The sequence below is a fragment of the Campylobacter sp. JMF_08 NE1 genome (assembly GCF_027737875.1).
Classification (GTDB): Bacteria; Campylobacterota; Campylobacteria; order Campylobacterales; family Campylobacteraceae; genus Campylobacter_B.
Genome location: NZ_JAOVUC010000001.1, coordinates 331,087 through 355,786 on the forward strand (window position 1 = coordinate 331,087; position 24,700 = coordinate 355,786).

Genomic DNA, 24,700 nt, shown 5'->3' on the forward strand with positions numbered 1-24,700 from the left:
TTGAGTTTCAAATCAAATTTAGCTGTGGCGCTTCTTGGCGTTACAGCTTTTTTACATGCAGAAGTTTCGGCATTTGACGCTGGCAATATCGGTTCAGACAGCTCTTATGGTCTGACAGAAAACGAGCAATTCCTACGCGATAATCGTAAAAAAGTAAATGATATGCAAAACAACCTAAATAGTGTTAATGAAAACATGGAGGGTTTGCGCACTGTCGTAGAAGGAGCTAATGAGAAAGTTTCAAATTTAGAAAGCAGAGTGGCTGATTTAGAGATTCGCACGACTGGTCGCAGTAACGGCAGCAGCGAGCTAGATCAGATGAAAAAAGATATCGCATGGCTAAAATCTCAAATTTCTGAAATTAATGCAAAACTTGGAAATTCAAGCGTAAAAAAAAACGCTGAAATAAGCAAAAATACTGGCGCTCAAAGTGCCAAGGGCGCTAGTGCAACTACCACAAATAAATCAAATTTTAGCGCCAAAGACAATGCTTCAATCGCAAAAGAGGCAGAGGAATTATTTAAGAAAAAAGACTATGCAGGCGCCAAAGAGCGCTACGCTTACCTTGCTAGCAAAAATTATCAACCAGCAAGATCAAATTATATGTTAGGCGAAGTGGCGTATTTTTCGGGCTCTTACGGAGACGCGATTAATTACTACAAAAAGAGCATTTCGCACAATCAAAAACAAGACTACACACCAAGACTTTTATATCACACAGCAATTAGCTTCGATAAAATCGGGGATAGCGCAAGCGGAACGAAATTTTACAACGCTCTAAAATCATCTTACCCTGATTCAAAAGAAGCCAAAGCTGCACCAACACGCTAAAATCAAAATTTGATAAATTTTAATTTAAGGAGAATTTTATGGCGCAAAACAGAGTTATAAAAATGTATTATGAGCTAAAAGACGCAAATTCAGGCGAAATTTTAGAGTCAAATTTCAACGCAAATCCGATTGCCTTCATCACTGGCAAAGAGCAAATTATCCAAAAACTTGAAGATGAAGTTCTAAGCCTAGGCGAGGGCGAGAGCAAAATCGTTAGAATTTCCCCAAGTGACGGCGTTGGCGAATACAACGAAAACGCTATCCAAATTTTGCCAAAAGAGGAATTTGCGGGTATTGACTTGGTCGTAGGCATGGAACTTTTCGGTCAGGCAGAAGACGGCGCGACAACCCGCGTAATCGTCAAAGCAATCGGCGAAGAAGATGTTACGATCGACTTTAACCACCCATTTGCAGGCAAAGAGCTAGAATTTAATGTCAAAGTCGTCGAAAATCGTGAGCCGAGCGAAGACGAGCTAATGACAGGCGTGCCAGAGGGCGAGCATACTTGCGGTTGTGGCGGACATGGACATCATCATGGCGAAGACCATGAGTGCTGCGGCGGACACGGACACCACCACCACGGAGATCACGAGTGTTGTGGCGGACATGGACACCACCATGGCGATCATGAGTGCTGCGGCGGACACGGTCATCACCACGAGGACTAAGATATGAAATACGCATTTATTTTCCCGGGTCAAGGCTCACAAAGCGTGGGTATGGGCAGAGAAATTTACGAAAATTTTGCCAGCGCAAAAGAGCTTTTGGACACTGCTAGCGCGCATACTAAAATCGATTTTGCAAATTTGCTTTTTGAGGCAAATGACAAGCTTGATATTTCTGAATTTACTCAGCCCTCTATTGCGCTAAATTCGATGATGTGTGTTTTGGCACTAAATGAGCAGATTAAAATTTCGCCTGAGTTTTTGCTGGGCCACTCGCTTGGCGAGTTTAGCGCACTTGGCGCTGCTGGCGCGATTGAGGCAAAGGAAATTTTAAGGCTTGTAAATATCCGCGGGAAATTAATGCAAAATGCTTGCGAGGGCAAAAATGCCGGTATGATGGTGGTTTTGGCCCTTAGCGATGAGGTAGTTTGCGCTATTTGCGACGAAGCTAGGGCGCAGGGCAAGCAGGTTTGGGCTGCGAATTTCAACTGCGACGGACAAATCGTCGTGGCTGGCAACCGCGATGATTTGGCGAGTTTGGAAGTTAAATTTAAAGAAGCTGGCGCAAAGCGCGCAATGCTTTTAAATATGAGCGTAGCTAGCCACTGCCCAATGCTTCAAAGCGCAAGCGACGAGCTTGTGAGCCATTTAGAGCCTGCGTTAAATGAGAGTTTCGCCCCAGTCGTAGCCAATGCAACAGCTAAAATTTACAGCACAAAAAGTGAAGCCCTAGGGCTTTTAAAAGCGCAATTAATCAGCCCAGTGCTATACAAACACAGCGTGAAAAACTACGAAAATAGCGTGGATTGCTTCGTCGAATTTGGCGCAAGCGTGCTAAAAGGGATAAACAAAAAAATCACCGACAAACCGACTTTTAGCATTTCAAATTTAAGCTCGCTAGAAGAATTTGTAAAATTCGCAAAGGAAAACGCTTGAAAATCGCAATTTTAGGCGCAATGCCAGAGGAAATAGAGCCACTTTTGGCGAATTTAGACGCCAAAAAGATTGATTATGCAAACAACGAATTCTACCTTGCGAAATTCGGCGCGCACGAGCTTATCATCGCTTACTCAAAAATCGGCAAGGTAAATTCTACCCTTACTGCCACGCTGATGATAGAAAAATTTGGCGCAGAGAAGCTTATTTTCACGGGCGTTGCAGGCGCGCTTAAAGAGGGTTTGAAAATCGGCGAAATTTTATACGCTACCCGCCTAGTCCAGCATGATTTGGATATCACTGCCTTTGGTCATCCGCACGGATTTGTGCCAGGAAGCCCGATTTTTGTGGATACTGACGCGAATCTTAACGAAATCGCACAGCGTGCGGCAAGGGAATTGGGGCTAAATTTAAAATCAGGCATTATCGCAAGTGGCGATCAATTCGTATGCGACGAGGCGCGCAAAGCTTGGATTGGGGCCGAATTCGACGCGAGCGCGGTAGAAATGGAGGGCGCAAGTGTAGCGCAGGTTTGCCATGCGCTAGGTGTTGGCTTTTGTGTGTTAAGAGCCATTAGCGACGAGGCTGGAAACAAAGCCGAGTTTGATTTCGACGAATTCGTCGTAAAAAGCGCGAAAATCAGCGCGAATTTAGCCCTAAAAATGGTCGAACTTCTTTGATAAATATCTCCAAAAAACTTTTGCGCGTGGTCGGTCAAACCAACGCAAAATACAAAATGTTCGAAGAGGGCGATAAAATTTTGCTTGGGTTAAGTGGTGGCAAAGATAGCATGTCTTTGGCACACATTTTGAAGCATTTTCAAAGTGTAAGCCCGCTAAAATGGGAGTTTGAGGCTGTAACGATAAGCTATGGCATAGGCGAAAATTTGGGCGAAATTTCAGCGCATTTTAAGAAACACGAAATCCCATATCGTATCATTGAAACCAAAATTTTCGAATTTGGCAAGGAAAAAATCCGCGCAAACACCACATTTTGCAGTTTTTGCTCGCGCATGCGCAGAGGCTATCTCTACACATACGCACTCGAAAACGGCTTTAACAAAATCGCCATAGCACACCATTTAGACGACGCTGCGGAGAGTTTTTTTATGAATTTCACCCATAACGGCGCACTTCGCACCCTAGCTCCTAAATACACCGCCCAAAACGGCCTAGTAATAATCCGCCCACTAATCCTAGCCAGAGAGCGCCAGCTAAGCGCCTGCGCAGCGCAAAATGAGCTTCCAGTGATGAACGAAGAAGATAGTTGCCCAGCCAAACAATACGGAGGCAAGGAACCAATCGCCAGAGCCCAAACCAAGGAGCTTTTAGCCCAGTATGAAAAGGCTCACCCGAAATTTTTTATCAGCTTAGAAAGTGCGTTTAACAACATCCACGACGACACATTTTTCACACCGAAATTTTAAAATTTTGAAATTTGGTAGTTAAATTTTAGTTTCATATTAATAAAATTTTAATAATAAATAATTTTTCAACCTAAATTTAGACGAATTTTGATAAATTTACATGTCAATTATCAGATTTCTTTGAAAAGGCTGTCGTGTGAGTAAAATTCATCAAATTGTAATCACAAATCCGGAGCTTTGCATAGGTTGTAAGGCGTGCGAGAAGGCTTGTGTTAAAGAATCTATAAAACGCGGCAAACTAGGAATTACACGCATTAGAGTATTCAAAGTAGAAAAAACCTCTTCTACAAACCAATGTCGCCAATGCGACGATGCTCCATGTGCCGTAGTTTGCCCAAGCGGTGCTTTGCAAAATTTAACAGATTTTGTCCATCTCAATGAGCATTTATGCGTCGGCTGTGGGCTTTGCACCGTAGCCTGTCCGTATGGCGCCGTCTCATTAGATAGCACTGGTGTTTTTGGAGTCGAAAAAGACGCGAACTATCTTAGCCAACCGGGATTTCCAAGTCTCGCTGTCAAATGCGATATTTGTGATGGTAGAGAAGAAGGTTCGGCCTGTGTCGAAGCCTGTCCAAAAGGTGCGATTATAATGCTAGATTCAAATTCAGAGCATAAAATCGGAAAAAAACTCAAAAATACGGAAAATATGCAAAATTTCATCAAGGCTATCAGCGATAGAGATGTTGATCTAAGCGAGTTCGTGGCCCCACCTGCGCCAAAACCTGCGCCAGAAGCGAGCGTGGTCGAAAAACCAGCTGAAAAAGTGGCTTTTGACACGGCTTCTGCGCCACAGAGTGCGCCAGATCAAAAACCAGCTGAAAAACTAGCCCCACAAACAGCTCCTGCCCTAACTCCTGCGCCAGCTGAGAAAGTAGCTCAAAAACCGGCTCCTCAAAAGGTCGAAGCAAAAACCGAGCCAAAAGCGGAAGTCAAAACCGAGCCAAAAGCTGAGCCAAAAGTAGAAGCTAAGCCTAGTGATGAGATAAAGCCGCAAAAAGTAGCCTCTAAACCGAAAAAAGAGAGCAAAGGGGCAAAAAATCCGAATTTGAAATCTAACGATAATAAGGATGACAATGCTTGAATTTATTTTTATTTCATACTTATTAATAGGCGTTATCAGCTTAGCTCTTTATAATTCGCAAAAGACTGCTTTGTATTTTGGATTTATTTCAAATGCCGCTATTTCGGTAGTGGGCGCGCTGTATTTCCTATCGCAACTGCATGGAAGTAGCGAATTTGTGCTTAGGGGATTTTTGTTTGAACCAAGCTTTTTGCTAACGCCTTTGGGTGCGTTTTTTAGTTTTATAGTATGTTTTATAGGCGCGATGAGTGCGATTTATTCGCTTGGATATTTGCAAAATTTCAAGCTGAATTTCGCTGTAAAATCTGCGCTTTTTAGCTTTTTTATGCTAAGCATGCTAATGGTTATTAGTAGTAACGATGTCTTTGGATTCGTGGTTTTATGGGAGTTAATGACGCTAGTTTCTGCGCTAATGCTCAAATTCAACGACACTCCAAGTTCGAATTTCACAGTTATGCTATATCTTGGCGTGGCGCAAGTGGGCGCGTTTTGTATCGTTATAGCGTTTTTGATTATGGCACATAGTGCTGGAAGTTTGCATTTTAGCGACTGGAATTTCAATACCTCATCTTTATTTATTTGCATTTTGCTTTTTATCGGATTTGGCACGAAGGCTGGTCTTGCGCCGTTTCATGTGTGGAGCCCGCTAGCATATCCTCTTGCAAATTCAAATGTCTCAGCATTATTTAGTTCCGCGATGAGTAAGGTCGCGATTTTTGGTTTGATTAAATTTATGTTAATTGCCAAAATTCCTGCCTCTTTTGCCTTAGCTATGATGATTTTGGGCGCATTTGGTGCTGTTTGGGGTATCATTTTTGCTGCGCTTCAAAACGAGTATAAAAAACTAATCGCATATAGTTCTGTCGAAAATATGGGAATTATCCTGCTAGCACTTGGTGCTGGACTTTATGGGCTTGCTACTGCAAATAATATTTTAGCAGCCTTTGGTTTGGCTGGTGCGATTTTACATAGCTTAAATCACAGCGTGTTCAAGGCTGTTTTGTTCTTTGCTGCTGGAAATATCTACAATGCAAGCAAAAAGCTAAAAATCAACTATTTGGGCGGTTTGGCCAAATTTATGCCAATCACTGCGTTCTGTTCGCTAATAGCCGTGTTGAGCATAGTCGCAATTCCGCTATTTAACGGCTTTGCGAGCGAGTGGTTGATATATAAAGCACTTTTGTCAAAAACAGATCCTGGAATTTCAAGATTAGTTTTTGCGCTTTCGACTATCGGTTTGACGCTAGCTGGCGTGCTTTGTGCGTTTGCCTTCGTTAAATTTTACGGATTAATATTTAGTGGCAAAGCCAAAGGCGAGTATAGGGAGGCTTCGATTTTCTCGCTCGTGCCTATGGTGATTTTGGCGCTTTTCTGCGTGATTTTGGCTCTTTCATCGCCTATGTTTGTAAGCAAAATTTGGTCATTTATGCCAGTATCAGATAGTGGAGCGACACTATCGTTTTCATTGCTTTGGCTATGTTTGATTGCTATGCTTATTTTGCCGTTTGCGATTTTACTAGCTTTTAAATCGCCATTTGAGAAACCAAAATTAAGCGATCCGTGGGCAAATGGATTTAAATTCCAGAGTGAATTTTTACCAAATTCAAACACAGCCGTAGGCGATTTAAGGCGAGTTTTGGCTAAATTTATGTGCATAAAAATGCGTAAAAAAGGCTCGTCTTACAGCATTATCGTAAAAGATGTTTTTATGGAATATATCTACAAGCCTATAATTGATATTAATATGAAAATAGCCGATAAAATCGCCATTATGCAAAATGGCAAGAGTGCGACTTACGCATTTTATATGGTGCTTTATCTTGGTATTTTAGGCGTGGGAATATTTTACTTTTTTGGAGGCAAACTATGATATTACAACTACTTTTAGCTCTTGCCTTGATGCCACTATTTGACGGTATTTGTCGAAGTTTGCGTGCAAAAATCCAGTCCCGTCAAGGACCTCCGATTTGGCAAACTTATTATGATTTGTTAAAACTTTTGCGCAGAAAGCGAACGGCTCCAAATTCAGCCCATTTTGTATTTAAATGGACGCCATATCTACTTGTGGCAATCGGAGCATTTTTGGTAATGCTAACGGCTGCTAGGTGCGAGAGCATTTCAGATTTAATTGTTATTGTTTATCTGCTTGTCGCATTTAGATTTATCCTAAATTTAGCGGCTTTTGATAGTCTTAACCCATTTGCGGCAATCGGCGCAAACAGAGAAAATATGTTGGCTTTGTATGCTGAGCCTATTATGATTTGTGGTTTGATTGTGGTTTGTGTTATGTTTGGAACTACAAATTTAACCACTATTCATAATGCAGTCATTAACGGCGAAGTTGGATTTAAAATTTCATTTATAATAGCAGGAATTGTATTGTTATGGTCTGTTTATATCGAAATGTCAAGAAAGCCTTTTGATATAGCAGAAGCAGAACAAGAGGTCCAAGAAGGCGTCGTGGCTGAATTTAGCGGTAGAGATTTAGCACTCATCGACATTGGCGCTATGCTAAAACAATTTGCCGTAATTTGCCTATTTGTTAAAATTTTTATCCCATTTGGGTTTAATAATTTACTGCTAGATTGCATTTTTACGATAATCTTGGTCGAATTAGCCACAACGCTTGCTGTGCTAATTGATAACTTCGGTCCTAGGTATGCAATGCTTTCGACTTTGAAATTAAACGCTTCGTGGATGCTAGGACTTGGCATTTTAAGCGTGATTTTGTTTGCTGCGGGGGTTTGATATGGAAGTGTTTGCAATACTTTTAATGATGATTTCTTTGGCGGTATTTTCGTTTAGGGATTATAAAATTTCAATTTCTCTTTATGCGTTAAATACTGTTTGTTTGGTAACTCTATTTTTTATTATGGCAGCTAAATTTGATGCTCACGAGCTTCGTTCTTGGGCGGTAATTGCGATTATTACAAAGGTTATTTTGGTTCCTGCGATTTTGTTTTATGCTCTTAGTAAAATCGATATGCGATACGAAAATGATCCATATACAGGATTTTTCTTATCGCCTGTGATAGCTTTTGCATTTTCGCTTGGATTGGCGCTTCTTTTGACGCCAATCTTTATGAAATTTGCAATTATCCAAAATGAATTTGTCATTTGTGCTGCGATTTTTACATTTTGGATTGGGGTTTGCGGATTTATTTTAAGAAGGTCGTTTTTAAAACAAATTTTGGCTTATTGTTTGATAGAAAACGCGGTTCATCTAAATTTAGCCACAAACGCTTGTAATGCTAGTTCGCTAGTCGAGCTTGGAATTTTAAGCGACGCTGTGTTTGGAATCGCGATTATGGCTATTTTGGCAGTTAGATACAAAGAGGTCTTTGGTAGCCAAAATACGAATTTAGCCAGCGAGTTAAAGGGTTGAGTATGATAATATGTTTATTGCTTATTTTGCCGTTAATATTTGCGGCGTTGATTTATTTCGTGCCTGATAACAAGATAAAAGTCGTGAATTTGGTCTTTGCGCTAATTATTTGTGCGGTTATTTTTAAAGCTATTTCGCTTATAGGATATTCGCCGCTTTTCGCACTAAATAAAATGCTGTTTTTAGATAGCTTGGGTGGAATTTATCTGACAATCATCGGCATTACAGGGACTTTGGTAACGCTATATTTTCCTACCTATCTTGGTTGGAGAGATGAAAGTCCTAAAAAAATCAAAAAAATGCTAGTTTTAGCCTATATTACGACATTTGCTATGATACTATCTGCTGTGGCAAATGACATCGCTATCATGTGGGCGGCTGTCGAAGCGACAACGCTAAGTAGCGTTTTTATGGTTGTTTATAACAAGAAAAAACAAATCGTAGAAGCCGGTTATAAATATGTAATGGTCTGTTCTCTTGGTCTAGCGTTTGCTATGCTGGCTACTATTTTGCTTTATTCAAGTGGCGGGATTTTATTTACGGATTTGATTGATAAAAAAATCGATCCGCTTACGATGAAAGTTATTTTTATCCTAGCTCTTGTGGGATTTGGCACAAAAGCAGGTCTTGTTCCAACTCATACTTGGCTTCCTGATGCTCACGCGCAAGGTCCATCTCCGACTTCTGCTGTGCTTAGCGGTATAGTGCTAAAAGTCGCAATGTTGGCTTTGATTAGATATTATTTTATCGCTGCAAATTCAGTCGGCATGGAATTTGTAATGGATACTATGCTTGTAAGTGGCGTGATTACACTTTATGTGGCTGGGTATTTCTTGGTAACGCAACACGATGTAAAACGCATGCTTGCTTATCACAGCGTAGTTCATATGGGCGTTATCGCATTTGCTTTGGGAGTTGGCGGAAAAATCGGCGTAGCAGCAGCACTTTTCCACTGCCTAGCTCACAGCCTTACAAAAGCCCTAGCTTTCCTTACCACGGGAAATACTTGGAGAATTTACCAAACAAACAATATGCACAAAATGGGTGGTCTAGCCTACACTGCACCGCTTACTTGCGTATTCTTTGGAATTTCGATTTGCTCACTTGTTGGAGTTCCAGCTTTTGCGATTTTCGTAAGCGAATTTATGACTTTTACACAAGCAATTTTGACAGAGCGATATGTCGTAGCGATTATTTTTGCGATTGCATTAGCAGTTATTTTCATAGCAGACTTTTCACACTTTTTCTTAGCTTCATTTGGCAAAAACCAAAGCGAGTTAAAATACGATAAAGAGATGAGTTTGTTTGAAAATTTACCGCTTATATTTTTGGGCTTTTTTGTTATCGCTTTTGGACTTTGGAAATTTGAGTTTTTCTGGAATTTGCTTGATTTGAGCGTGAATTTAATAAAGGATTTAAGATGATAGGTGATTTATACATTAGTCAAATCGAAAGCGAATTTAACATACTTGAAACCACTAGACAAACCGATAAACAAATAACGATTTTGGTCGATAGAAACGACCTGCCTGCTGTGGTAAATAAGCTATATTATGGTATCGGCGGTTGGTTAGTGACGATGGTAGCAAACGATGAAAGGTCTATCAATAAACATTTTGCGCTTTATTATGTGCTTTCTATGGAGGGTTCTAAATTTAGCCAAGATGATGAATTAGAAGAGAAATGCTTTATAACCGTTAAAGCTTTAATTCCGGCTGATGATCCTGTTTATCCCTCAGTTACGCCACTCGTTAAGGCTGCTGTTTGGTATGAAAGAGAAGCTTTTGATCTCTTTGGGCTTAGAGCGGAAGGATTAATCGATCCAAGAAGACTTGCTATGAGTGATGATTGGCCATTAGATTTATATCCGCTTAGAAAAGATGAGATGAATTATAAATTTCGTCCAGATCCATTAAGCGTAGAGCCTGATTATGAATTTAAAAAGCCAAAGGGAGTAAATACCCAAGCCATTCCGCTTGGACCGCTTCATATCACGGCTGATGAACCGGGGCATTTTAGGCTTTATTGTGACGGCGATACGATTGTAGATGCGGATTATAGGCTGTATTATCAGCACAGAGGCATGGAAAAACTAGCCGAAAATCGTATGAACTACACTCAAATGGCATTTTTAGCCGAGAGAGTTTGTGGAATTTGCGGTTTTGCGCACTCTATCGCTATGGCAAGAGCCACAGAAAACGCTATGGGGCTAGAAATCCCTGAACGCGCGCAGGCACTCCGTATAATGAGCGCAGAGGTCGAAAGACTTCACTCAAATTTGCTAAATATCGGTTTAGCGTGCGAGGTTACAGGAAACTATACTGCATTTATGCATGTATTTAGAGTGCGTGAATACACACTTGATTTAGCCCAAATTTTAACAGGTGGCAGGAAAACTTACGGCACGGTAACCGTAGGCGGTATGAGACGAGATATCAGAGCCAAAGAGATAAAAGAGATTTTAAATTTGCTCTCTAAAATCGAGCAAGAATTCGAAGATGTCTGGGAAGTCATCATAAATGATGAAAGGCAAATGTCTCGCTGGAAGGGAATTGGCGTTTTAGATCCGCAAGTTGGCAGGGATTATGGCTCAGTAGGACCTACAATCAGGGCTAGTGGATTTAAGCGAGATGTTCGCTACGATTACCCTGATGAATTTACGAAAAAACTCAAATTTAACATAAATACCGAAACTAGTTGCGATGTCTATGGCAGGGTCAAGGTGCGCTACCACGACACAAAAGACGCGATTAGTGTGATTAGGCAGTGTATTGATATAATGCCTGGTGGCGATATCATCGTAAATAGCGATTATAGGGTTAAACCAAACAGCTACGCAATCGGTTATATCGAAGCTCCACGCGGTGAGGATATACACTGGATAATGCAAAGTGGCAGCCAAAAAGTATATAGATGGCGCGTCAAGGCTCCTACATTTAGCAACTGGCCAGCCCTAGCTCATCAGCTTCGTGGCTACACCGTCGCTGACGCTGCTTTAATCGTATGTAGCCTAGATCCGTGCTATTCATGCACCGAAAGGCTAACCGTAGTCGATATAAAAAGCGGAAAAAGCAAAATTTTAGCCGGAAAAGAGCTTAAAGCGATTTGCCAAAAAGGAAATTAGATGAAAATTTTTGATTTAGTGAAAAAAAAGGGAGTTGTTACAAAGCCTTATCCGTTAGCGCCGTATGAAATGAGCGAAAATTTCAGAGGCCGCCCAGAATACACCTATGCTTTGTGCATTGGTTGCGCGTCTTGTGGCGTGGCTTGCCCGCCAAACGCAATCAGCGTCAAAATCGAAGATGAAAAGTCAGTAGTGTGGCGATACGATACTGGCAGGTGCATTTTTTGTGGTCGTTGCGAGGAGGTCTGCCCTACAAAAGCTATCAAACTTAGCTCTAAATTTGAACTAGGCGTAAATTTCAATCGAGCTGATTTGCATGTGTGTGGCACTATGGAGGCGCATAACTGCTCGCAGTGTGGCAAGGCATTTACTTCGAAGCGTTTTGTCCAAACCGCGCTTAGTAGAATCACGGCTTCAAATATGAGCGATGATCGCAAAAAGCTAGCCAGAGAATATACGCAAATTTGTCCTGCTTGCAAACGCGAAAACACAGCAGCGAAAATGCGAGAAAATGATTATCAAAGGATTGTGTGATGAGCGGCGATGATAAATTAAAATTTTTAAAACAAATTAGGCGAAGTTTTAGCGTTTTTCGTGTCGATTGCGGTAGCTGTAATGGTTGCGAAATCGAGATTTTCGCCACTCTTGCTCCACAATGGGATCCAGAGAGATTTGGCTTCAAGCTCGTCGCAAACCCGCGCCACGCCGATATTTTGCTCGTAACTGGGCCAGTTACTAGGCAGATGTATTATCCGCTTTTGCGCGCGTATGAGGCGATCCCTGAGCCAAAAATCGTCGTAGCCTTGGGCGCGTGCGGTTCAAGTGGCGGAATCTTCCACGATAGTTACGCCGTGTGGGGCGGTGCGCAAAGCGTAATTCCAGTCGATGTCTTTATCCCTGGCTGTCCTCCGCACCCAGCTGGCATTTTGTATGGGCTAGCTAGTGCGCTTGGGCTAGTAGATCAAAAGATAAAAGAGCAGAAATTTGAAAAAAGTGAGAATTTTATTTTCACAGATAAACCTTCGTTAGTCGGCGATATGGCTTTCGAAAAATCAGCTTACCAAAAGGCAAAATTTTTGATGAGCTATGTCCATGCTGACGAGCTTTATGACAAATTTATGGACGCGCTTCGCACAAGCGGTGAGCCTAAAAACCCTGCTAGCGTCAAAACAGCTGTTTTAAACGCGATTAGCGCAGAAGAGGATCCGAGATTTAAAGAGTGCTTGGGAATTATCTACAACGATGTGTATGGCAAGTATTTTGGCGCAGAAAAAATTGATCCAAAATCCCTTGCTTGGGCGTAAATTTTAAATTTACGCCCCTTTTTGAAATTCTACAAATTTTATCCAAATTTATCAAAAATATCCTAATCTGATAATTTATACAAAAATACTAAATTTTTATTCAAATTCTACCAAAATTTAAGCAAAATTAAGGGGGGGGGGTATAATGGAGAGTATTTTTAAAAGGGGAAATCATGAAAAAACTTCTTTGTTCATTGGCGGGCGTAGTTTGCTTGGGTGCTAGCGTAGCCAGCGCAAACACGCTAGATCAAATCAAATCTAGCAAGGTTTTAAGAATAGGCGTGAGCGAGCACATGGCACCATTTAGCGTATTGCAAAGTGATGGCTCATTTGTGGGCTTTGAGATCGACTTCGCAAAAGAGATCGCAAAGGCTATTTTAGGCGATGAGGGCAGGATAGAGTTCGTAGGCGTGCCTCAAAAAGAGCGCTTAGACTATGTCAAAGACAACAAGGTCGATTTGCTAATCGCAGCTTACACTAGAAACGAAAAACGCGCCCAAGTGGCTGATTTTTCGGTGCCGTATTTTTCTATCAATCTCTCAACTGTTTCAAAAAGATCAGCCGGTATCAAATCAATCGAGGATTTAGAGGGCAAAAGAATAGCCGTCATCGGCGAGAGCAACTCAGATGTCTGGGTGCGCAAAAACCCTAATATCACCCCAGTGCCATGCCAAAACAACAAAGACTGCTACGACAAGGTCAATCGTGGCGAGGCTGACGCATATATGCACAATATCGTCTCAGTCGCCTCTGTGCCGGTGCTAGATCTAAATTTCGAAGTATCGATTCCAAAAATCGGCGAGACATTTTTCGACTGCGTCGTCACCCAAAAGGGCAACAAAGATATGCTACAATTGGTCGATCAAAAGATTTTCGAGCTCTCACAAGCAGGGTATTTTGATAAAAAATACGATGAGACAATCGGGCCGTTTTATAACGGAAATGTCCCTAAACACTACTTTTTGTTAGACGATTTATACAGCCAATTTTTAACTATGTAATCACCGCGAAATTCGCATTGATTAAAATTTTAACTCCTTAAAATTTGGCGCGAGTGTTAGATTGCGCCAAATTTTAAATTTAGGCTTTTTGCCTACTAAAAATCCCAAAATACGCACAAAACGCAAAGCCAAGCGCCACCGCATACGGCGCGAATTCGCTAATCCCCTTAGCCGAGCTAGCTAGCGAGAAATTATGTGCGATAGCCCCGCCACACGCCATGCCAGCGATGAAAATCGCAGAGTTTAGGTTTCCGCTTCCAGCCTGGACTAGGTGCTTGCCAGGACAGCCCTCGCACAGCGAAAAGCACAGTCCCGCCAATGCCATGCCGGCGAAATTCCAGATAAATTCGTTATGCGCGATTGGTTGAGCTTCGAAGCCGAATTTATACTGCCCAAACGCCAAATTTGCGATTGAGGCGCTTACGATCACCGCCACTATGCCCCAAAACATAGAAAAATCGCCGTTGAAAGTGCGCGAAAGTGCGCCAACAGAGCAAAATTTGCTTCTTTGCATAGCCGCGCCGATGATAACGGCTACGATTAGGGAGATAAAAATCGGCGCATGTTGCGAACCAGGGCCCGAAGTCGAGCTAAAAATCGCGCCATTTTCGCCGAATTTCACCCCGCTAATGAGAGCTAGCAAAAGCAAAATTCCAATGATAAGCGGCATGGCGCCAAGCGGTTTTGAAAGCTCGTTTTCGCGCTCCGTCTCGTATCCGCTAGCCTTAAAAAACCTGCCACAAGCCACCCCAGCAAATAGCCCCACCACGCCAGCGATTGCGCTCATATCGCCTCCGCCTAGGCGCAAAAACGCTCTCCACGGACAGCCCAAAAACACCAAGCAGCCAATCATCGCAAAAATCCCTAAGATAAATCTCGTAAATGGCGATGAGGCCGAGAGTGTGCGATACTCGCCACTAATTAGCGAGGCGATAAAACCGCCGATGATAAGGCCGATGATTTCTGGGCGTATGTATTGCACCACGGCTGCTCTGTGAAAGCCAAGCGCACCAGCTGTATCGCGCAAGAAACATGCGGCGCAAACGCCCATATTCGCGGGGTTGCCATAATGCACGAGCGCGGCTCCGCCAAGGCCTAGAAAGGCACCTGAAATGATAAAAAGTATGGTTGATTTTGGCATTAAATTGCCTTTTGGATAAGTTAAGCAGACCTGCTTTTTTTCGGGGCGAATTGTAGCGAAATTTGATTAGAGTTGATTGAAAAAATTTGATTAGTTTGGGATAGAAATTTGGTTTTAAATTTACGGGTTTTGCGGGTTTTGAGTTATTGCATTAAATTTTGGGTTTGGGCTTTGCTTTCGCGTAAAAGTAGCTTTATGTGTTTGAGCAAAATCGGCGAAGCATAGGGCAAAAGCTCGCTAAATTCGGGGTCGAGCGTGGCGTAGGTTTTGGCTAAATGGTTGTAAAATCTCGCCTTGTCGTTTTCGTTACAGATGAAAAGTTCCTGCTCGAAGACGCCTAACGCCTGAGCGATGAACGGGATTAGTTCGACTTTTAGCTCGCGATTGCCGTTGAGGTAGTTGTAAAGCGTGGGTTCGCTAGGGATTTCGCCTGTGGAGTTAAGGTGCGGTTCGAGCGATAAAATCCGCCTGACAAGTTCTTTTTTGCTGATGTTTTTTTCTTTTGCGATTTCGGCGATTTTTTCGTAAATTTCCATTTTCGTCCTAAATATTCAAAATGAATAACTTCTTTGAATTTTAAGTATTTTTTTATTCGTATTGAATATTTATAGACTTCGAATTGAATAAATTTAGGGAAAATTGGGTAGAATATCGCAAAATTTAAAAAAAGAGAAAAAATTGAAAGAAAATGGATTTTTGATTTTAACTATTTTGTTTGTGATATTGACTATTTTTGCTTTGGTTTATACAAATGGTTGTGGCGCATTTGGTTGGATAGGAAGTATTGCAAGTGCGTTGATTGCTTTGCTTTCGCTTAATGAAATGAAAAACAAAAACAACGATGAGAAATTTAGAAAATTAGTAAATGACATAAAATTTGCCATTAAAAATTTTAAAGAAAATAATCAATGGCTAGTAGAGAAAAGTGGCGATAACTGGATTTGTAAGCCAAAATTTAAGGATATTTCAGATTTAATTTTTAAAGCTTTAAAAATGCTAGACAAAAAAGAACAAACTAGCGAATTTAAAAATATTTTAAAATCATCGCTTGATAATGTCGTGCTAAATTTGCTAATTTTGGATTTAAAAGATAGAGAAAATTCGGAATTTATTAAATTACTTGAAAAATATCAAATTTTATATGGCGTTGAAAATCCATACAATACTTTATACGCCGATAAAATGAACCAAAACAACAGCACAGGCGTTATGAAATTTATAATAGAGTGTAAAAAATATATCGATGATTGTATTGTCGCATTTAACAAAAAATACCCACAGCTTTTTGGCTTAGAATTTGAAAGAATTGCAAAAAGCTATATGATAAAAAATTAAAGGAGTTTGTATGGAAAATAATGAAAAGATACAAGAAATAGTAATATGGTCTTTTCTTGTTGTAGTAATATTAATAGTGTTATTAAGCGTAGTAAATAGAGAAAAAGAAAATAAAAATGATACATTATCAACATATATAGATTTATCGGAATTAAATGAAAAGTGCCGAAATTATGACCATGTTAGTTGCGTAAAATTATTTGAAGAATCTAAAAAACTATGTGATAAAAATGATAATGAAGGTTGTGAAAATTTAGCATTTTTATATCTTAATGGTTATAGCGTAGAAAGAAATAATCAAAAAGCAAAAGAATTATATAAAAGAGTTTGTGATAACGGCATAGCTTCTAGTTGTGAAAAATTAGGAGTAGTATATGAGATTGTAGAAAAAGATGAATTTTCTGCATCATATTATTATAGAGTAGCTTGTAGTAACAACATATATACGAGTTGTAGTAGATTGGGTTTTTATTATTTACGCGGAAAAGGCGTGGAGCAAGATTTGTCCAAAGCAAAAGAATTTGCTGAAAAAGGTTGCAATGGAGAAGATGGTGTGGGATGTTGGGTTTTGGGTATTTATTATCAAAGTATAGATAAATCTAAATCAAAAGAGTATTATGGAAAAGCATGTGATTATAGGTTTGAAAGTGGTTGTGAAAACTATAAAATATTTAATGAAGAAGGGTATTGAAAGGATAAAAAATGAAAAAAATTTTATTACTTATTTTTGTTGTAGTTGGTTTATTTGGTGATGATAACGATTATACACCAGAAAAAATCAAAGACCTTAAATATTTTTGTAGTCGCGATTTTATGAGTTCGTGCGTAAATCTTGGTTATGCTTATGATAACGGACTTGGCGGACTTGAACGAGATATTTTTAAAGCAAAAGATTTATATACGAAAGCTTGCGATGGAGATAATGCAACCGCCTGCTATAATCTAGCTATTTTATATTCAAAAGGCGAAGGTGTTAGACAAGATAAATTTAAAGCAAAAGAGCTATATGAAAAAGCTTGTGATAAAAATGAATATGATGCTTGTAACAATCTTGGAATTTTATATGAAAGAGGCGAAGGTGTAAAACAGGGCTTTTGCACGGCAAATGATTTGTTTTTAAAGGCATGTTCTGGTGGTAATGCTGTCGCTTGTGTAAATTTGGGAAATAATTTTTTAGTCAATAATAGATGTGAAAAATATGATATTCAAAAAGCAAAAGAGCATTATGGTAAGGCGTGCGATTTAGGTAGCCAGAAAGGTTGCGATAACTACAAAGATTTAAATACTCTTGGATATTTAAGGAAAAAATAATGCCAAAATATTCGAAATTTAGGGGGTTGGAGTATAAATCAAGCGATGATAGTAATTCATTTTGGGAGCAAAAATCAAATAGTCGTTTTAAGGAAATTTTAGAAAAATCAGCTCTTTATGCTTCAAATTTTGCACAGATGAACGATATCGATGAATTTAGATACACATTTTTTCACGCTTGCAGTATAAACGCTAATCAAAAAATGAGAATTTTTGAACAAATTCAAAATTTTCGTTGTTTAAAAAATAAATTTTATATAACTTCATTTTCAAGATATTGTAAATGCGAAAAAGATTATTTAATGTGGGCAAACTATGCAAACAAATCTCTTGGTGTAAGAATAGATTTTACAATATCGAAAGAAAATAATAAATTTGTTATGCCGGTTCAATATTGTGATGATTTTCCAGTGATAGATATACAAGATATACAAGATATACAAGATATACAAGATATACAAGATATACAAGATATACAAGATAGTGATTTATTAAAGAAAGTCATGACTACAAAAAATATTTGCTGGGGATATGAGAGAGAGCATAGAGCAATTTTTAATAATAAAAGTTTTGAAGAGCTTAACAAAGAAGAAAAGCATTATTTTCCTATACAAATAGAAAGTATAACCTTAGGTAGGGGATTTTGTCAAGAAAATTTAATTTACGATGAATTAGATGAAACAAATATCAGCTTTGACAGACACGCTATAAGAGTAGCCAAATTTATATATGAAGTTTTAAAAAACACTCAAAAATACTCATCTAAAACGCCTAAAATTTATGCCTTTAAAACCAAATATTCCCCAGAAGCAGTAGAAATAACGCAAGAAGAATTGGAGGGGTAATAAAGGACTAAAAATGAAAAAATTTATATTCGCTATTTTATTTGCAAATTTATTTTTTGGCTTTGCTTTCGGGCGAGATACTTGCGATGAGCAATATATGAAAGAGTGGATTGACAGGCTAGATAGCATAAATTTAAACGCAAGGACAAGAGATTTTTGGTTTAGCAAAAGCCAGTGTCAAAATAATACAATGATATTAAATGGTCATATAAATACAAACCAAACTCCATCACAAAGAGAAAAAGATGAATTGGATAAATTTATGAAAAATGAAGTAATGTGTTCTGACTATAATATTGAGCTAGCCGCTGATATAGGACTTAATATCAAAATGAACTTCTTTAATAAAAGTGGAAATTTAGTCCATACTATCAACACAAATCCGAGAAATTGTCCAAATTTTTTAAATTCTACAAATATTTGTGATAGAAAATATATCATAAACAGTATAAATAAATTCAACGCCAGAATGCCTATGGTTTTAGATGAATACAGTGCAACATATAATCTATATTGTGCTAGTAATACTTATATTTATAGCACTATGTTTTTTGTAAATCATTTAAGTGATAATACTGTGTTGGAATTAAAAAATGAATATCAGCAAATAATGCTAAATTCTTACTGCACCAATCCAAGTGACAGATTATTGCGAAAGCTTGGCGTATCGGTTAAACATGACTACTATTTGCAAAATGGCACATTTTTATTTAGCACACACGCAAGTCCGAGTAACTGCCCGAATTTTTAAATCTCGGCGCAGTATCGCAAACAACCCGCCAAATTTATGCGAATTTTAAAATTTTGGCGCGCCAGCACCAAACCAGCGCGCCATAAATCAAATTTAAGCGTCATAAAACGCCTAAATTCGCCTATTTCATCGTATTAAAAACCCTATCGCCAGCGTCTCCTAGACCAGGGACAATATAGCCGTTTTCGTTTAGCTTCTCGTCGATCGCGGCAGTATATACAGGCACATCTGGGTAGATTTCGCTGAATTTTTTCAGTCCCTCAGGTGCTGCGATGATAGAGATAAATTTGATTTTTTTCACGCCTTTTTCTTTTAAGAATTTCACCGCGTCAATCGCCGTGCCACCGGTTGCAAACATCGGATCTATGATGATTGCGGTGCGCTCTTTATAGTCAGTCGGGAGTTTTGCGTAGAAAAACTCAGCCTGCAAACTCTCTTCATTTCGCTGAAAGCCCAAAAACCCGACGCTCGCATCTGGAATTAGCTTAAAGACAGCGTCCAGCATACCAAGCGCAGCGCGCAAAATAGGGCATATCATAATCTTTTCGTCTAATCTTTTTGCTGTCATTTTCGCCACAGGCGTCGTAATCGGCGCGTCTTTTAGGCGCAAATCGTTGCTTGCTTCAAAAAGCATTAGGTAGCTAATCTCGTCGATTAGCATACGAAACTGAAATGGATCTGTCTTTTTGTCTCGCAGGATTGAGAGTTTGTGCTCGATTAGGGGGTGTGAGATTTGTTTGATATTTTTCATGATTTCACCTTTCATAAAATTTGCCTATTATACAGAAAATTGGTAATGAAAGGGTAGATTTTGGGATTTTGATTGGTGGCGGACAGGGAGTTAAACTAATAATGCATTAAAAAGCCTATAATAAAGCATTTTTAAAAGTAGTTATATGTATTTATAGGCTTTTTTATAGGCTGTTTTTGTTTAAGTTTCGGAAGTCTAAAAAATAATTATGAAAATTTCAATTTTCAATACTAATTTTAAGAAAATCCCTATTTTAGGGCTTTTAGCGATTGCGAAATTTTGGCTTTAAGTTTCGCAATGCTTAAAAGCAATGTTTCACGCTAAAAGTCTTTAAGCTTTGCAAAAAATCAGCCAAAATTTAGCCAAAAACTTAATTAAGCTTACGCTATGAATTTAGATAATTAATCTCAATTTTAAACGGCTCTTTGTCGTTTAGCTCTTTGATTTCTTGCATTATATCATATTTAGAAAGTTTAGGGGGTAGCCCTATTGCTTCACTTAACTTTTTTATGCCTTGCATAGTTTCGCAAAGGCTTTTAGGGTCGTTCGCTTGGTCTAGCATAGTATCAGCCTTAATTATTGCATTTAGGATTAAATCGTTTATGGCTGTGGCCGTTGTGCCGTGTTCTTTTTCTAGCGTATCCATTAGGCTTTTAATTGCTAATTCGTTTAGCTCTTTTGTGTGTTTGTTAGGATTGTCGCAAATATTCGATTTAATGAAGTGTTTTAGGTGTTCTAGCCCTTGATTTATAAAGTGTCTAGCCTTGATTAAATCCGTGCTTGGGTCGTATCCGTTGCGGTCAAAATGGCTATAAATCGAAGTTCTAGGGATTTTATATTTTTTAGATAGCTTGGATATTTCAGTATTACCGCTTATAAATTCGGCTGTTAGTTCTTTGTATTTATCGCTTGTTTTTTGTCTCATTTTAACCTTTCTATTTTATATATTTTGATAATTGTTATTATAGCAATAGTTGATAGTTTTGTATAGTCTTGGGTTAATTATTATGTTAATTCACTACTAGAAAGTCTATTTATATAAGCGGTTGCGAGTGCGCCCCTTGCGTGGTTTGCTTGGTGTTTAGCATAGGTCAAAAAGGGCGATTTAGTGCGGAAGTTATTGTCTTTCGCTTTCATTTCGTTTCATAACCTCAGCAAATATCGATTTTATGACTTTTTTAAGGGGTCTTATCAAAAACAAAAACGAGTTCAGCCCTTATAATATGCCTTTGCATAGTCTCGCGCGCCCGTGAGCTATCGTGTTTGATTTTTTTATCATAAAATCTTACTTTTTGCAAAATTCCGTTTATAGGCTTTGCCCTTTTTCTTGTCGAGGTCTGAGCGTAAATAGTATTAAGGGCTTTTGGTTTGTATAATTTACAATTATCCAAATTTGTTAAATAAGGGGCTATACTTTGCGCCAAAACTGCATTAACTTCTTTTTTGATAAAATAGTCGAGTGAGTAATCAAGGCTCTTTAAAATCAAGTTTTGGCGATTTTTTCTATTATCGATAAATTCGAGTAAAAATTTTAAAATTCGTTCGGTTTTTCGGTCGAGTTTTAGCGGCTCTTTGGCTTGGCTGTCGTATTGGCTTAATCCGTGAATTTCTAAAAAGCGAAATCCCTTTAAGTCTCTATGCGCTTTTCTTGCTTTGTCTAGCGTCTCTGAGGTGGAGTATATATAAATACTTACTTTTTGGCTTACTTTGCAAAATAGGGCGGTTTTTGGCGTTTTATAGCCATATAAATCGCATAATCTGAAATGGTTGGTTTTAAAGGCTGTTTCGTTTAGGGTTAGTCCTTGCGTTTGTAGGAAGTTGGTAAATTTGCTTATAAATTTGTCGGTTGCGGTAAATCTTAGGCTGTCGATACCGCTAAAATTTGGCGATGCGAATTGAGATAAATTTTGCGAAATGCTAAATAAATCAGCTTCGGAAATTTTATCTAAAATCTTGTTGAAAATACTCGCATTATGCGCCATATTTTGATATAATTCCATTGACTTAAAATCGTTCAAGGGGCTAGAATTTAGCCCCTTTTTTTATGTCTTATTTGAAAAGGTCGTCATAAAGATTTACCACGCAATCGGCTTTTTGTAAATAATTCAAAATGCCTTTTGCGTGTTTAATCGCTCTTTTATTTTTGCGATTAATAAAATATCGTTTATGATAACCTTTTGATAATTCGTTTTTTACACGAATATCGGCTATTTCTAAGCCATAATTTCGCCTTAAATCGCCTATAATATCTTTCACACTATTTGTGTGAAATTTGTCTAATTCGTGGTTTGTGATTTTTTCACCACGAATTAGGCTTTCCAAAATCAAAGTAGTAGAATACTTGCTTCCACGAATAGCCAAAGGGGCTTTTTTTGAGTTACTCATTTTCGCTCCCTTGATTTTCATTTGAAATTAATCCTAATTTCGCATTAACTTCGTCTATATTCCAAAGTAGAATACTTTTACTTATTCTCTTTGGTTGAGGTAACTTATTCTCTTTTTTATAGTATCGCCATAAAGTCGCTTGGCTGATACCGCCTAAATACGCCCTTAATTGTTTGGCGTTTAGCCATTTATTTAAATTTTGGTTTTCCATTGTGAAAACTCCTTGAAAAATAAATTTATTTCAAGTTCATTGCAATGTTTGAAATATTATTGAAATTATCACAAAGGCAAAATACCAAAGGGCGTTTTTAGTGTTAGCAAATATCGATTTTATGGTATATATCTGTATGGTATGAATTTTTTAGAGAAAATTTTAAAAATTTGCGTTTCGGTATGGTAAGAAATTATTTAAAATCAGTTTTGCAATATCACTATTTTTAAATAAATTTTGATTTGTTTTTTGTGTTTTATCTTTTGTATTTATATAAAAATTCAATGGCTGTGTAGATGTTCTGTGATTATGATTTAGAGTAAAATTAGAATAAATGAATTCTTGGATAATAGAGATTATAAAATCTCTATATTTATACTTAGTAAAATATTCGTATTTTTGAGTTTTATGATTAAATTGTCTTTTTATATCTCGTTCGGTAAATAATGCGTATAATAAAGCCGTATTTGCTTTAAAATCGCTTGGTGGTATTGCTTGAAGTTGATTATATTTTTTTAGAATATTTGTGTCTATTTTTTTATATGGTGCTAACTCTTTTAAAATCTGTTTTGCTTGTTTTTGGTTATGTTTGGTTGGTATTCTATAAATCAAAGGTTCAGCTAAAAAGCCGTTTAAGATTAAATCTACATTATCTAAACAATAATATAAATTTTGTTCGATATTCTCAAATTTGCCGTAATTTATACCTTTTAAGATTATCTCTTTATCTCCCATAAAATCAGCTAATTTATTGCCTTTATGCCTTGAATTTATTCGATTGTTATAAAATTGAATTTTTAAATTTTGATTATCTGTGATTATTTTTTCTTTTTCGTTTATAGACAAATCGCTTTTTATTACCTTATAAAGTTCTGAAAAATCGGTTTGTGTTGCTAATATAGCTTTGGTTCTTTGTTGTGCTTCAATATAATTTAAACCTTTATGCTCTTTCAAAATATCTTTTTTAGAATTATCATCATCTAAAATAAATGCTTTGGTTAGTTTCATTTTGCTAAATTATCCAAATAATCGCTATACCACTGCATTAACTCGGCTCGTTCTTTTAAATGTTCGCTTTTATTGTAAATCGCCCTTATTTTGTTTGTGTCGGTATGGTCTAGCATTATTTCAATAATTAGTGAATTAAAATTATTCTCGTGCGTTATAGTGCTAAAAATTTTACGCAATCCGTGAAAATGTAGCTCATCGCCAAAGCCTAAACGCTTTATCCCTTGGTTTAGCGTATTTTCGCTTAATTGTTTGCTTTTGGCTATGTTGCTATAAAATACAAATTCGCCCCTTTGTATCGTTTGCATATCTCGCAAAATTTCCTTTGTTTGTCGTGTGAGTGGTAATTTAAAATCATTATCCTTGCTTTTTACTTTCATTAGGTGGCGTGGAATTGTGATTAAATTTTTATCAAAATCTATAAATTCCCATTTTAGCCCCCTTACATTGCTACTTCTTAAAGCTGTATGAAGTGCGAATTTTAAAGCGTTTTTTGTGATTAAATTTAGGGTCGTATCGTTATAAAGTGCCTTTATAAATTCGCTTAGTCTTGTAGTGTCTGTAATAGCCCTAAAATGGTTATTTGTTTTAATGTTTCTAAATATGTCCTTAAACTCAATTCCGCCTATTGGCGAAAATTCGATATATCCTCTATTGACTGCAAAATTCATTATTTCTTTTAAAATTCCAAAGGTTTTACGGCTTGTTTCTGTTCCTAAATCGTGGCTAAATTCGTAATCTTGCCTTTTTTGTATGGTTTGGAGTAATTCAAACCTTTTAAGCTCTGTTATTTTTTTGTCTTTTAAGCTTGGAAATAAGTATTTTTCAATGCGCCCTTTTTTGTCTTGTAGGCTTTTGGGTTTTAATTCGCTTTTTTTGAAATCTAAAAAAGCGGTTGCAATGTCGCCAAAGGTTAAAAGCTCTATTTTAGGGCTTTTTAACGCTTCGCCCTTTTGTCTTTTGGATTTTAGGTCAAGGGATTTTTTAATCGCTTCGCCTAGCGTTAAGGTTGGGTATTGTCCTAGCGTAATGCGCTTTTTCTTATTGTTTTCGTAATGGATATAAAGAAAAGTTTTAGTAACTGCCTTTTTGCCTTTAACTACTTTTAAATATAAATTTGGCGTGGTGGTGCTAATTTCTGCTTGATTTTTGTCGGTCGGTAATTTATAAGCTTTTATTTGGCTGTCGTTTTTTAATTGCATTTTAGCC

The 24,700-nt window shown here is 38.0% G+C and carries 29 protein-coding genes; 19 read left to right on the top strand and 10 right to left on the bottom strand.

Going from position 1 to position 24,700, the window contains the following annotated elements:
• The 14 genes from OFN91_RS01665 to OFN91_RS01730 all read left to right on the top strand — a co-directional run bounded on the left by OFN91_RS01665 (position 1) and on the right by OFN91_RS01730 (position 13,753).
• The gene (locus OFN91_RS01665; protein WP_270858364.1) at positions 1–831 is read left to right on the top strand and encodes a hypothetical protein; all 831 of its coding nucleotides are present in this window, start codon (positions 1–3) and stop codon (positions 829–831) included.
• Between the two features lie 38 nt (positions 832–869).
• Complete coding sequence (locus OFN91_RS01670) at positions 870–1,499, top strand: FKBP-type peptidyl-prolyl cis-trans isomerase (protein ID WP_270873016.1); 630 nt, start codon at positions 870–872, stop codon at positions 1,497–1,499.
• Between the two features lie 3 nt (positions 1,500–1,502).
• Positions 1,503–2,432, top strand: coding sequence for an ACP S-malonyltransferase (gene fabD, locus OFN91_RS01675; RefSeq protein WP_270873017.1), 930 nt, complete (start codon positions 1,503–1,505; stop codon positions 2,430–2,432).
• The gene (locus OFN91_RS01680; protein ID WP_270864849.1) at positions 2,429–3,112 is read left to right on the top strand and encodes a 5'-methylthioadenosine/adenosylhomocysteine nucleosidase; all 684 of its coding nucleotides are present in this window, start codon (positions 2,429–2,431) and stop codon (positions 3,110–3,112) included. Before fabD ends, OFN91_RS01680 begins: the two co-directional genes overlap by 4 nt.
• Positions 3,109–3,858, top strand: a complete 750-nt coding sequence (locus tag OFN91_RS01685) for an ATP-binding protein (protein ID WP_270873018.1) — start codon at positions 3,109–3,111, stop codon at positions 3,856–3,858. The genes OFN91_RS01680 and OFN91_RS01685 overlap by 4 nt, the downstream gene beginning before the upstream one ends.
• 136 nt (positions 3,859–3,994) lie before the next feature.
• Positions 3,995–4,939, top strand: coding sequence for a 4Fe-4S dicluster domain-containing protein (locus tag OFN91_RS01690; RefSeq protein ID WP_270873019.1), 945 nt, complete (start codon positions 3,995–3,997; stop codon positions 4,937–4,939).
• Positions 4,932–6,809 carry a proton-conducting transporter transmembrane domain-containing protein gene (locus OFN91_RS01695; protein WP_270873020.1) on the top strand — a complete coding sequence of 626 codons (1,878 nt, stop codon included), beginning with the start codon at positions 4,932–4,934 and terminating at the stop codon, positions 6,807–6,809. The genes OFN91_RS01690 and OFN91_RS01695 overlap by 8 nt, the downstream gene beginning before the upstream one ends.
• On the top strand, positions 6,806–7,687 hold the full coding sequence (locus OFN91_RS01700) for a respiratory chain complex I subunit 1 family protein (protein WP_270873021.1): 882 nt from the start codon (positions 6,806–6,808) through the stop codon (positions 7,685–7,687). The genes OFN91_RS01695 and OFN91_RS01700 overlap by 4 nt, the downstream gene beginning before the upstream one ends.
• 1 nt (position 7,688) lies before the next feature.
• A complete protein-coding gene (hyfE, locus tag OFN91_RS01705; RefSeq protein ID WP_270873022.1) occupies positions 7,689–8,324 on the top strand; it encodes a hydrogenase 4 membrane subunit in 636 nt (211 codons plus the stop codon).
• A gap of 2 nt (positions 8,325–8,326) precedes the next feature.
• Entirely contained in the window at positions 8,327–9,748 is a 1,422-nt protein-coding gene (locus OFN91_RS01710; protein ID WP_270873023.1) for a proton-conducting transporter transmembrane domain-containing protein, read from the top strand.
• Positions 9,745–11,448 carry an NADH-quinone oxidoreductase subunit C gene (locus OFN91_RS01715; RefSeq protein ID WP_270873024.1) on the top strand — a complete coding sequence of 568 codons (1,704 nt, stop codon included), beginning with the start codon at positions 9,745–9,747 and terminating at the stop codon, positions 11,446–11,448. Before OFN91_RS01710 ends, OFN91_RS01715 begins: the two co-directional genes overlap by 4 nt.
• A complete protein-coding gene (locus tag OFN91_RS01720) occupies positions 11,449–11,982 on the top strand; it encodes a 4Fe-4S dicluster domain-containing protein (protein WP_270873025.1) in 534 nt (177 codons plus the stop codon).
• Positions 11,982–12,752 carry an NADH-quinone oxidoreductase subunit B family protein gene (locus OFN91_RS01725; protein WP_270873026.1) on the top strand — a complete coding sequence of 257 codons (771 nt, stop codon included), beginning with the start codon at positions 11,982–11,984 and terminating at the stop codon, positions 12,750–12,752. Before OFN91_RS01720 ends, OFN91_RS01725 begins: the two co-directional genes overlap by 1 nt.
• 173 nt (positions 12,753–12,925) lie before the next feature.
• Positions 12,926–13,753 (top strand): transporter substrate-binding domain-containing protein, encoded by an 828-nt coding sequence (locus tag OFN91_RS01730; RefSeq protein WP_270873027.1) that lies wholly within the window; start codon positions 12,926–12,928, stop codon positions 13,751–13,753.
• Between the two features lie 79 nt (positions 13,754–13,832).
• On the opposite strand, the gene yedE is transcribed toward OFN91_RS01730, so the two are convergent.
• Together yedE and OFN91_RS01740 are read right to left on the bottom strand one after the other, a co-directional pair.
• Positions 13,833–14,894: a YedE family putative selenium transporter gene (gene yedE / locus OFN91_RS01735; RefSeq protein WP_270873028.1), complete on the bottom strand. Its 1,062-nt coding sequence runs from the start codon at positions 14,892–14,894 to the stop codon at positions 13,833–13,835.
• Positions 14,895–15,037: 143 nt separating this feature from the next.
• Positions 15,038–15,430 (bottom strand): helix-turn-helix domain-containing protein, encoded by a 393-nt coding sequence (locus tag OFN91_RS01740; protein WP_270873029.1) that lies wholly within the window; start codon positions 15,428–15,430, stop codon positions 15,038–15,040.
• 142 nt (positions 15,431–15,572) lie between these two features.
• On the opposite strand from OFN91_RS01740, the gene OFN91_RS01745 reads away from it, so the two are divergent.
• From OFN91_RS01745 to OFN91_RS01765, 5 genes are read left to right on the top strand one after another with little or no spacing between them, the layout of a single operon-like run.
• Positions 15,573–16,229: a hypothetical protein gene (locus OFN91_RS01745; protein ID WP_270873030.1), complete on the top strand. Its 657-nt coding sequence runs from the start codon at positions 15,573–15,575 to the stop codon at positions 16,227–16,229.
• A 10-nt stretch (positions 16,230–16,239) separates the two neighbouring features.
• Positions 16,240–16,920, top strand: a complete 681-nt coding sequence (locus OFN91_RS01750) for a tetratricopeptide repeat protein (RefSeq protein ID WP_270873031.1) — start codon at positions 16,240–16,242, stop codon at positions 16,918–16,920.
• Between the two features lie 11 nt (positions 16,921–16,931).
• Positions 16,932–17,540 (top strand): tetratricopeptide repeat protein, encoded by a 609-nt coding sequence (locus OFN91_RS01755; protein ID WP_270873032.1) that lies wholly within the window; start codon positions 16,932–16,934, stop codon positions 17,538–17,540.
• Positions 17,540–18,385, top strand: a complete 846-nt coding sequence (locus OFN91_RS01760; protein WP_270873033.1) for a DUF2971 domain-containing protein — start codon at positions 17,540–17,542, stop codon at positions 18,383–18,385. Before OFN91_RS01755 ends, OFN91_RS01760 begins: the two co-directional genes overlap by 1 nt.
• Before the next feature lie 13 nt (positions 18,386–18,398).
• The gene (locus OFN91_RS01765; RefSeq protein WP_270873034.1) at positions 18,399–19,136 is read left to right on the top strand and encodes a hypothetical protein; all 738 of its coding nucleotides are present in this window, start codon (positions 18,399–18,401) and stop codon (positions 19,134–19,136) included.
• 121 nt (positions 19,137–19,257) lie between these two features.
• On the opposite strand, the gene upp is transcribed toward OFN91_RS01765, so the two are convergent.
• The 8 genes from upp to OFN91_RS01805 form a co-directional block, all read right to left on the bottom strand.
• Entirely contained in the window at positions 19,258–19,887 is a 630-nt protein-coding gene (gene upp, locus OFN91_RS01770; protein ID WP_270858742.1) for a uracil phosphoribosyltransferase, read from the bottom strand.
• Between the two features lie 385 nt (positions 19,888–20,272).
• Positions 20,273–20,812 carry a hypothetical protein gene (locus tag OFN91_RS01775; protein WP_270862764.1) on the bottom strand — a complete coding sequence of 180 codons (540 nt, stop codon included), beginning with the start codon at positions 20,810–20,812 and terminating at the stop codon, positions 20,273–20,275.
• An 80-nt stretch (positions 20,813–20,892) separates the two neighbouring features.
• The gene (locus tag OFN91_RS01780; protein ID WP_270862765.1) at positions 20,893–21,024 is read right to left on the bottom strand and encodes a hypothetical protein; all 132 of its coding nucleotides are present in this window, start codon (positions 21,022–21,024) and stop codon (positions 20,893–20,895) included.
• 41 nt (positions 21,025–21,065) lie between these two features.
• Complete coding sequence (locus OFN91_RS01785; protein WP_270873035.1) at positions 21,066–21,887, bottom strand: hypothetical protein; 822 nt, start codon at positions 21,885–21,887, stop codon at positions 21,066–21,068.
• Positions 21,888–21,936: 49 nt separating this feature from the next.
• On the bottom strand, positions 21,937–22,272 hold the full coding sequence (locus tag OFN91_RS01790) for a hypothetical protein (protein WP_270873036.1): 336 nt from the start codon (positions 22,270–22,272) through the stop codon (positions 21,937–21,939).
• Positions 22,265–22,483, bottom strand: coding sequence for a helix-turn-helix transcriptional regulator (locus tag OFN91_RS01795; RefSeq protein ID WP_270873037.1), 219 nt, complete (start codon positions 22,481–22,483; stop codon positions 22,265–22,267). Before OFN91_RS01795 ends, OFN91_RS01790 begins: the two co-directional genes overlap by 8 nt.
• Before the next feature lie 162 nt (positions 22,484–22,645).
• Positions 22,646–23,491, bottom strand: coding sequence for a hypothetical protein (locus OFN91_RS01800; RefSeq protein ID WP_270873038.1), 846 nt, complete (start codon positions 23,489–23,491; stop codon positions 22,646–22,648).
• A complete protein-coding gene (locus tag OFN91_RS01805; protein WP_270873039.1) occupies positions 23,488–24,693 on the bottom strand; it encodes a tyrosine-type recombinase/integrase in 1,206 nt (401 codons plus the stop codon). Before OFN91_RS01805 ends, OFN91_RS01800 begins: the two co-directional genes overlap by 4 nt.
• Positions 24,694–24,700: the final 7 nt, after the last annotated feature.

Coding starts and splice junctions, on each gene's coding strand:
- OFN91_RS01670 (WP_270873016.1), top strand. CDS start 870: ATGGCGCAAAACAGAGTTATAAAAATGTATTATGAGCTAAAAGACGCA.
- fabD (WP_270873017.1), top strand. CDS start 1,503: ATGAAATACGCATTTATTTTCCCGGGTCAAGGCTCACAAAGCGTGGGT.
- OFN91_RS01695 (WP_270873020.1), top strand. CDS start 4,932: ATGCTTGAATTTATTTTTATTTCATACTTATTAATAGGCGTTATCAGC.
- OFN91_RS01700 (WP_270873021.1), top strand. CDS start 6,806: ATGATATTACAACTACTTTTAGCTCTTGCCTTGATGCCACTATTTGAC.
- hyfE (WP_270873022.1), top strand. CDS start 7,689: ATGGAAGTGTTTGCAATACTTTTAATGATGATTTCTTTGGCGGTATTT.
- OFN91_RS01710 (WP_270873023.1), top strand. CDS start 8,327: ATGATAATATGTTTATTGCTTATTTTGCCGTTAATATTTGCGGCGTTG.
- OFN91_RS01715 (WP_270873024.1), top strand. CDS start 9,745: ATGATAGGTGATTTATACATTAGTCAAATCGAAAGCGAATTTAACATA.
- OFN91_RS01720 (WP_270873025.1), top strand. CDS start 11,449: ATGAAAATTTTTGATTTAGTGAAAAAAAAGGGAGTTGTTACAAAGCCT.
- OFN91_RS01725 (WP_270873026.1), top strand. CDS start 11,982: ATGAGCGGCGATGATAAATTAAAATTTTTAAAACAAATTAGGCGAAGT.
- OFN91_RS01730 (WP_270873027.1), top strand. CDS start 12,926: ATGAAAAAACTTCTTTGTTCATTGGCGGGCGTAGTTTGCTTGGGTGCT.
- yedE (WP_270873028.1), bottom strand. CDS start 14,894: ATGCCAAAATCAACCATACTTTTTATCATTTCAGGTGCCTTTCTAGGC.
- OFN91_RS01740 (WP_270873029.1), bottom strand. CDS start 15,430: ATGGAAATTTACGAAAAAATCGCCGAAATCGCAAAAGAAAAAAACATC.
- OFN91_RS01750 (WP_270873031.1), top strand. CDS start 16,240: ATGGAAAATAATGAAAAGATACAAGAAATAGTAATATGGTCTTTTCTT.
- OFN91_RS01755 (WP_270873032.1), top strand. CDS start 16,932: ATGAAAAAAATTTTATTACTTATTTTTGTTGTAGTTGGTTTATTTGGT.
- OFN91_RS01760 (WP_270873033.1), top strand. CDS start 17,540: ATGCCAAAATATTCGAAATTTAGGGGGTTGGAGTATAAATCAAGCGAT.
- OFN91_RS01765 (WP_270873034.1), top strand. CDS start 18,399: ATGAAAAAATTTATATTCGCTATTTTATTTGCAAATTTATTTTTTGGC.
- upp (WP_270858742.1), bottom strand. CDS start 19,887: ATGAAAAATATCAAACAAATCTCACACCCCCTAATCGAGCACAAACTC.
- OFN91_RS01775 (WP_270862764.1), bottom strand. CDS start 20,812: ATGAGACAAAAAACAAGCGATAAATACAAAGAACTAACAGCCGAATTT.
- OFN91_RS01780 (WP_270862765.1), bottom strand. CDS start 21,024: ATGAAAGCGAAAGACAATAACTTCCGCACTAAATCGCCCTTTTTGACC.
- OFN91_RS01785 (WP_270873035.1), bottom strand. CDS start 21,887: ATGGAATTATATCAAAATATGGCGCATAATGCGAGTATTTTCAACAAG.
- OFN91_RS01790 (WP_270873036.1), bottom strand. CDS start 22,272: ATGAGTAACTCAAAAAAAGCCCCTTTGGCTATTCGTGGAAGCAAGTAT.
- OFN91_RS01795 (WP_270873037.1), bottom strand. CDS start 22,483: ATGGAAAACCAAAATTTAAATAAATGGCTAAACGCCAAACAATTAAGG.
- OFN91_RS01800 (WP_270873038.1), bottom strand. CDS start 23,491: ATGAAACTAACCAAAGCATTTATTTTAGATGATGATAATTCTAAAAAA.
- OFN91_RS01805 (WP_270873039.1), bottom strand. CDS start 24,693: ATGCAATTAAAAAACGACAGCCAAATAAAAGCTTATAAATTACCGACC.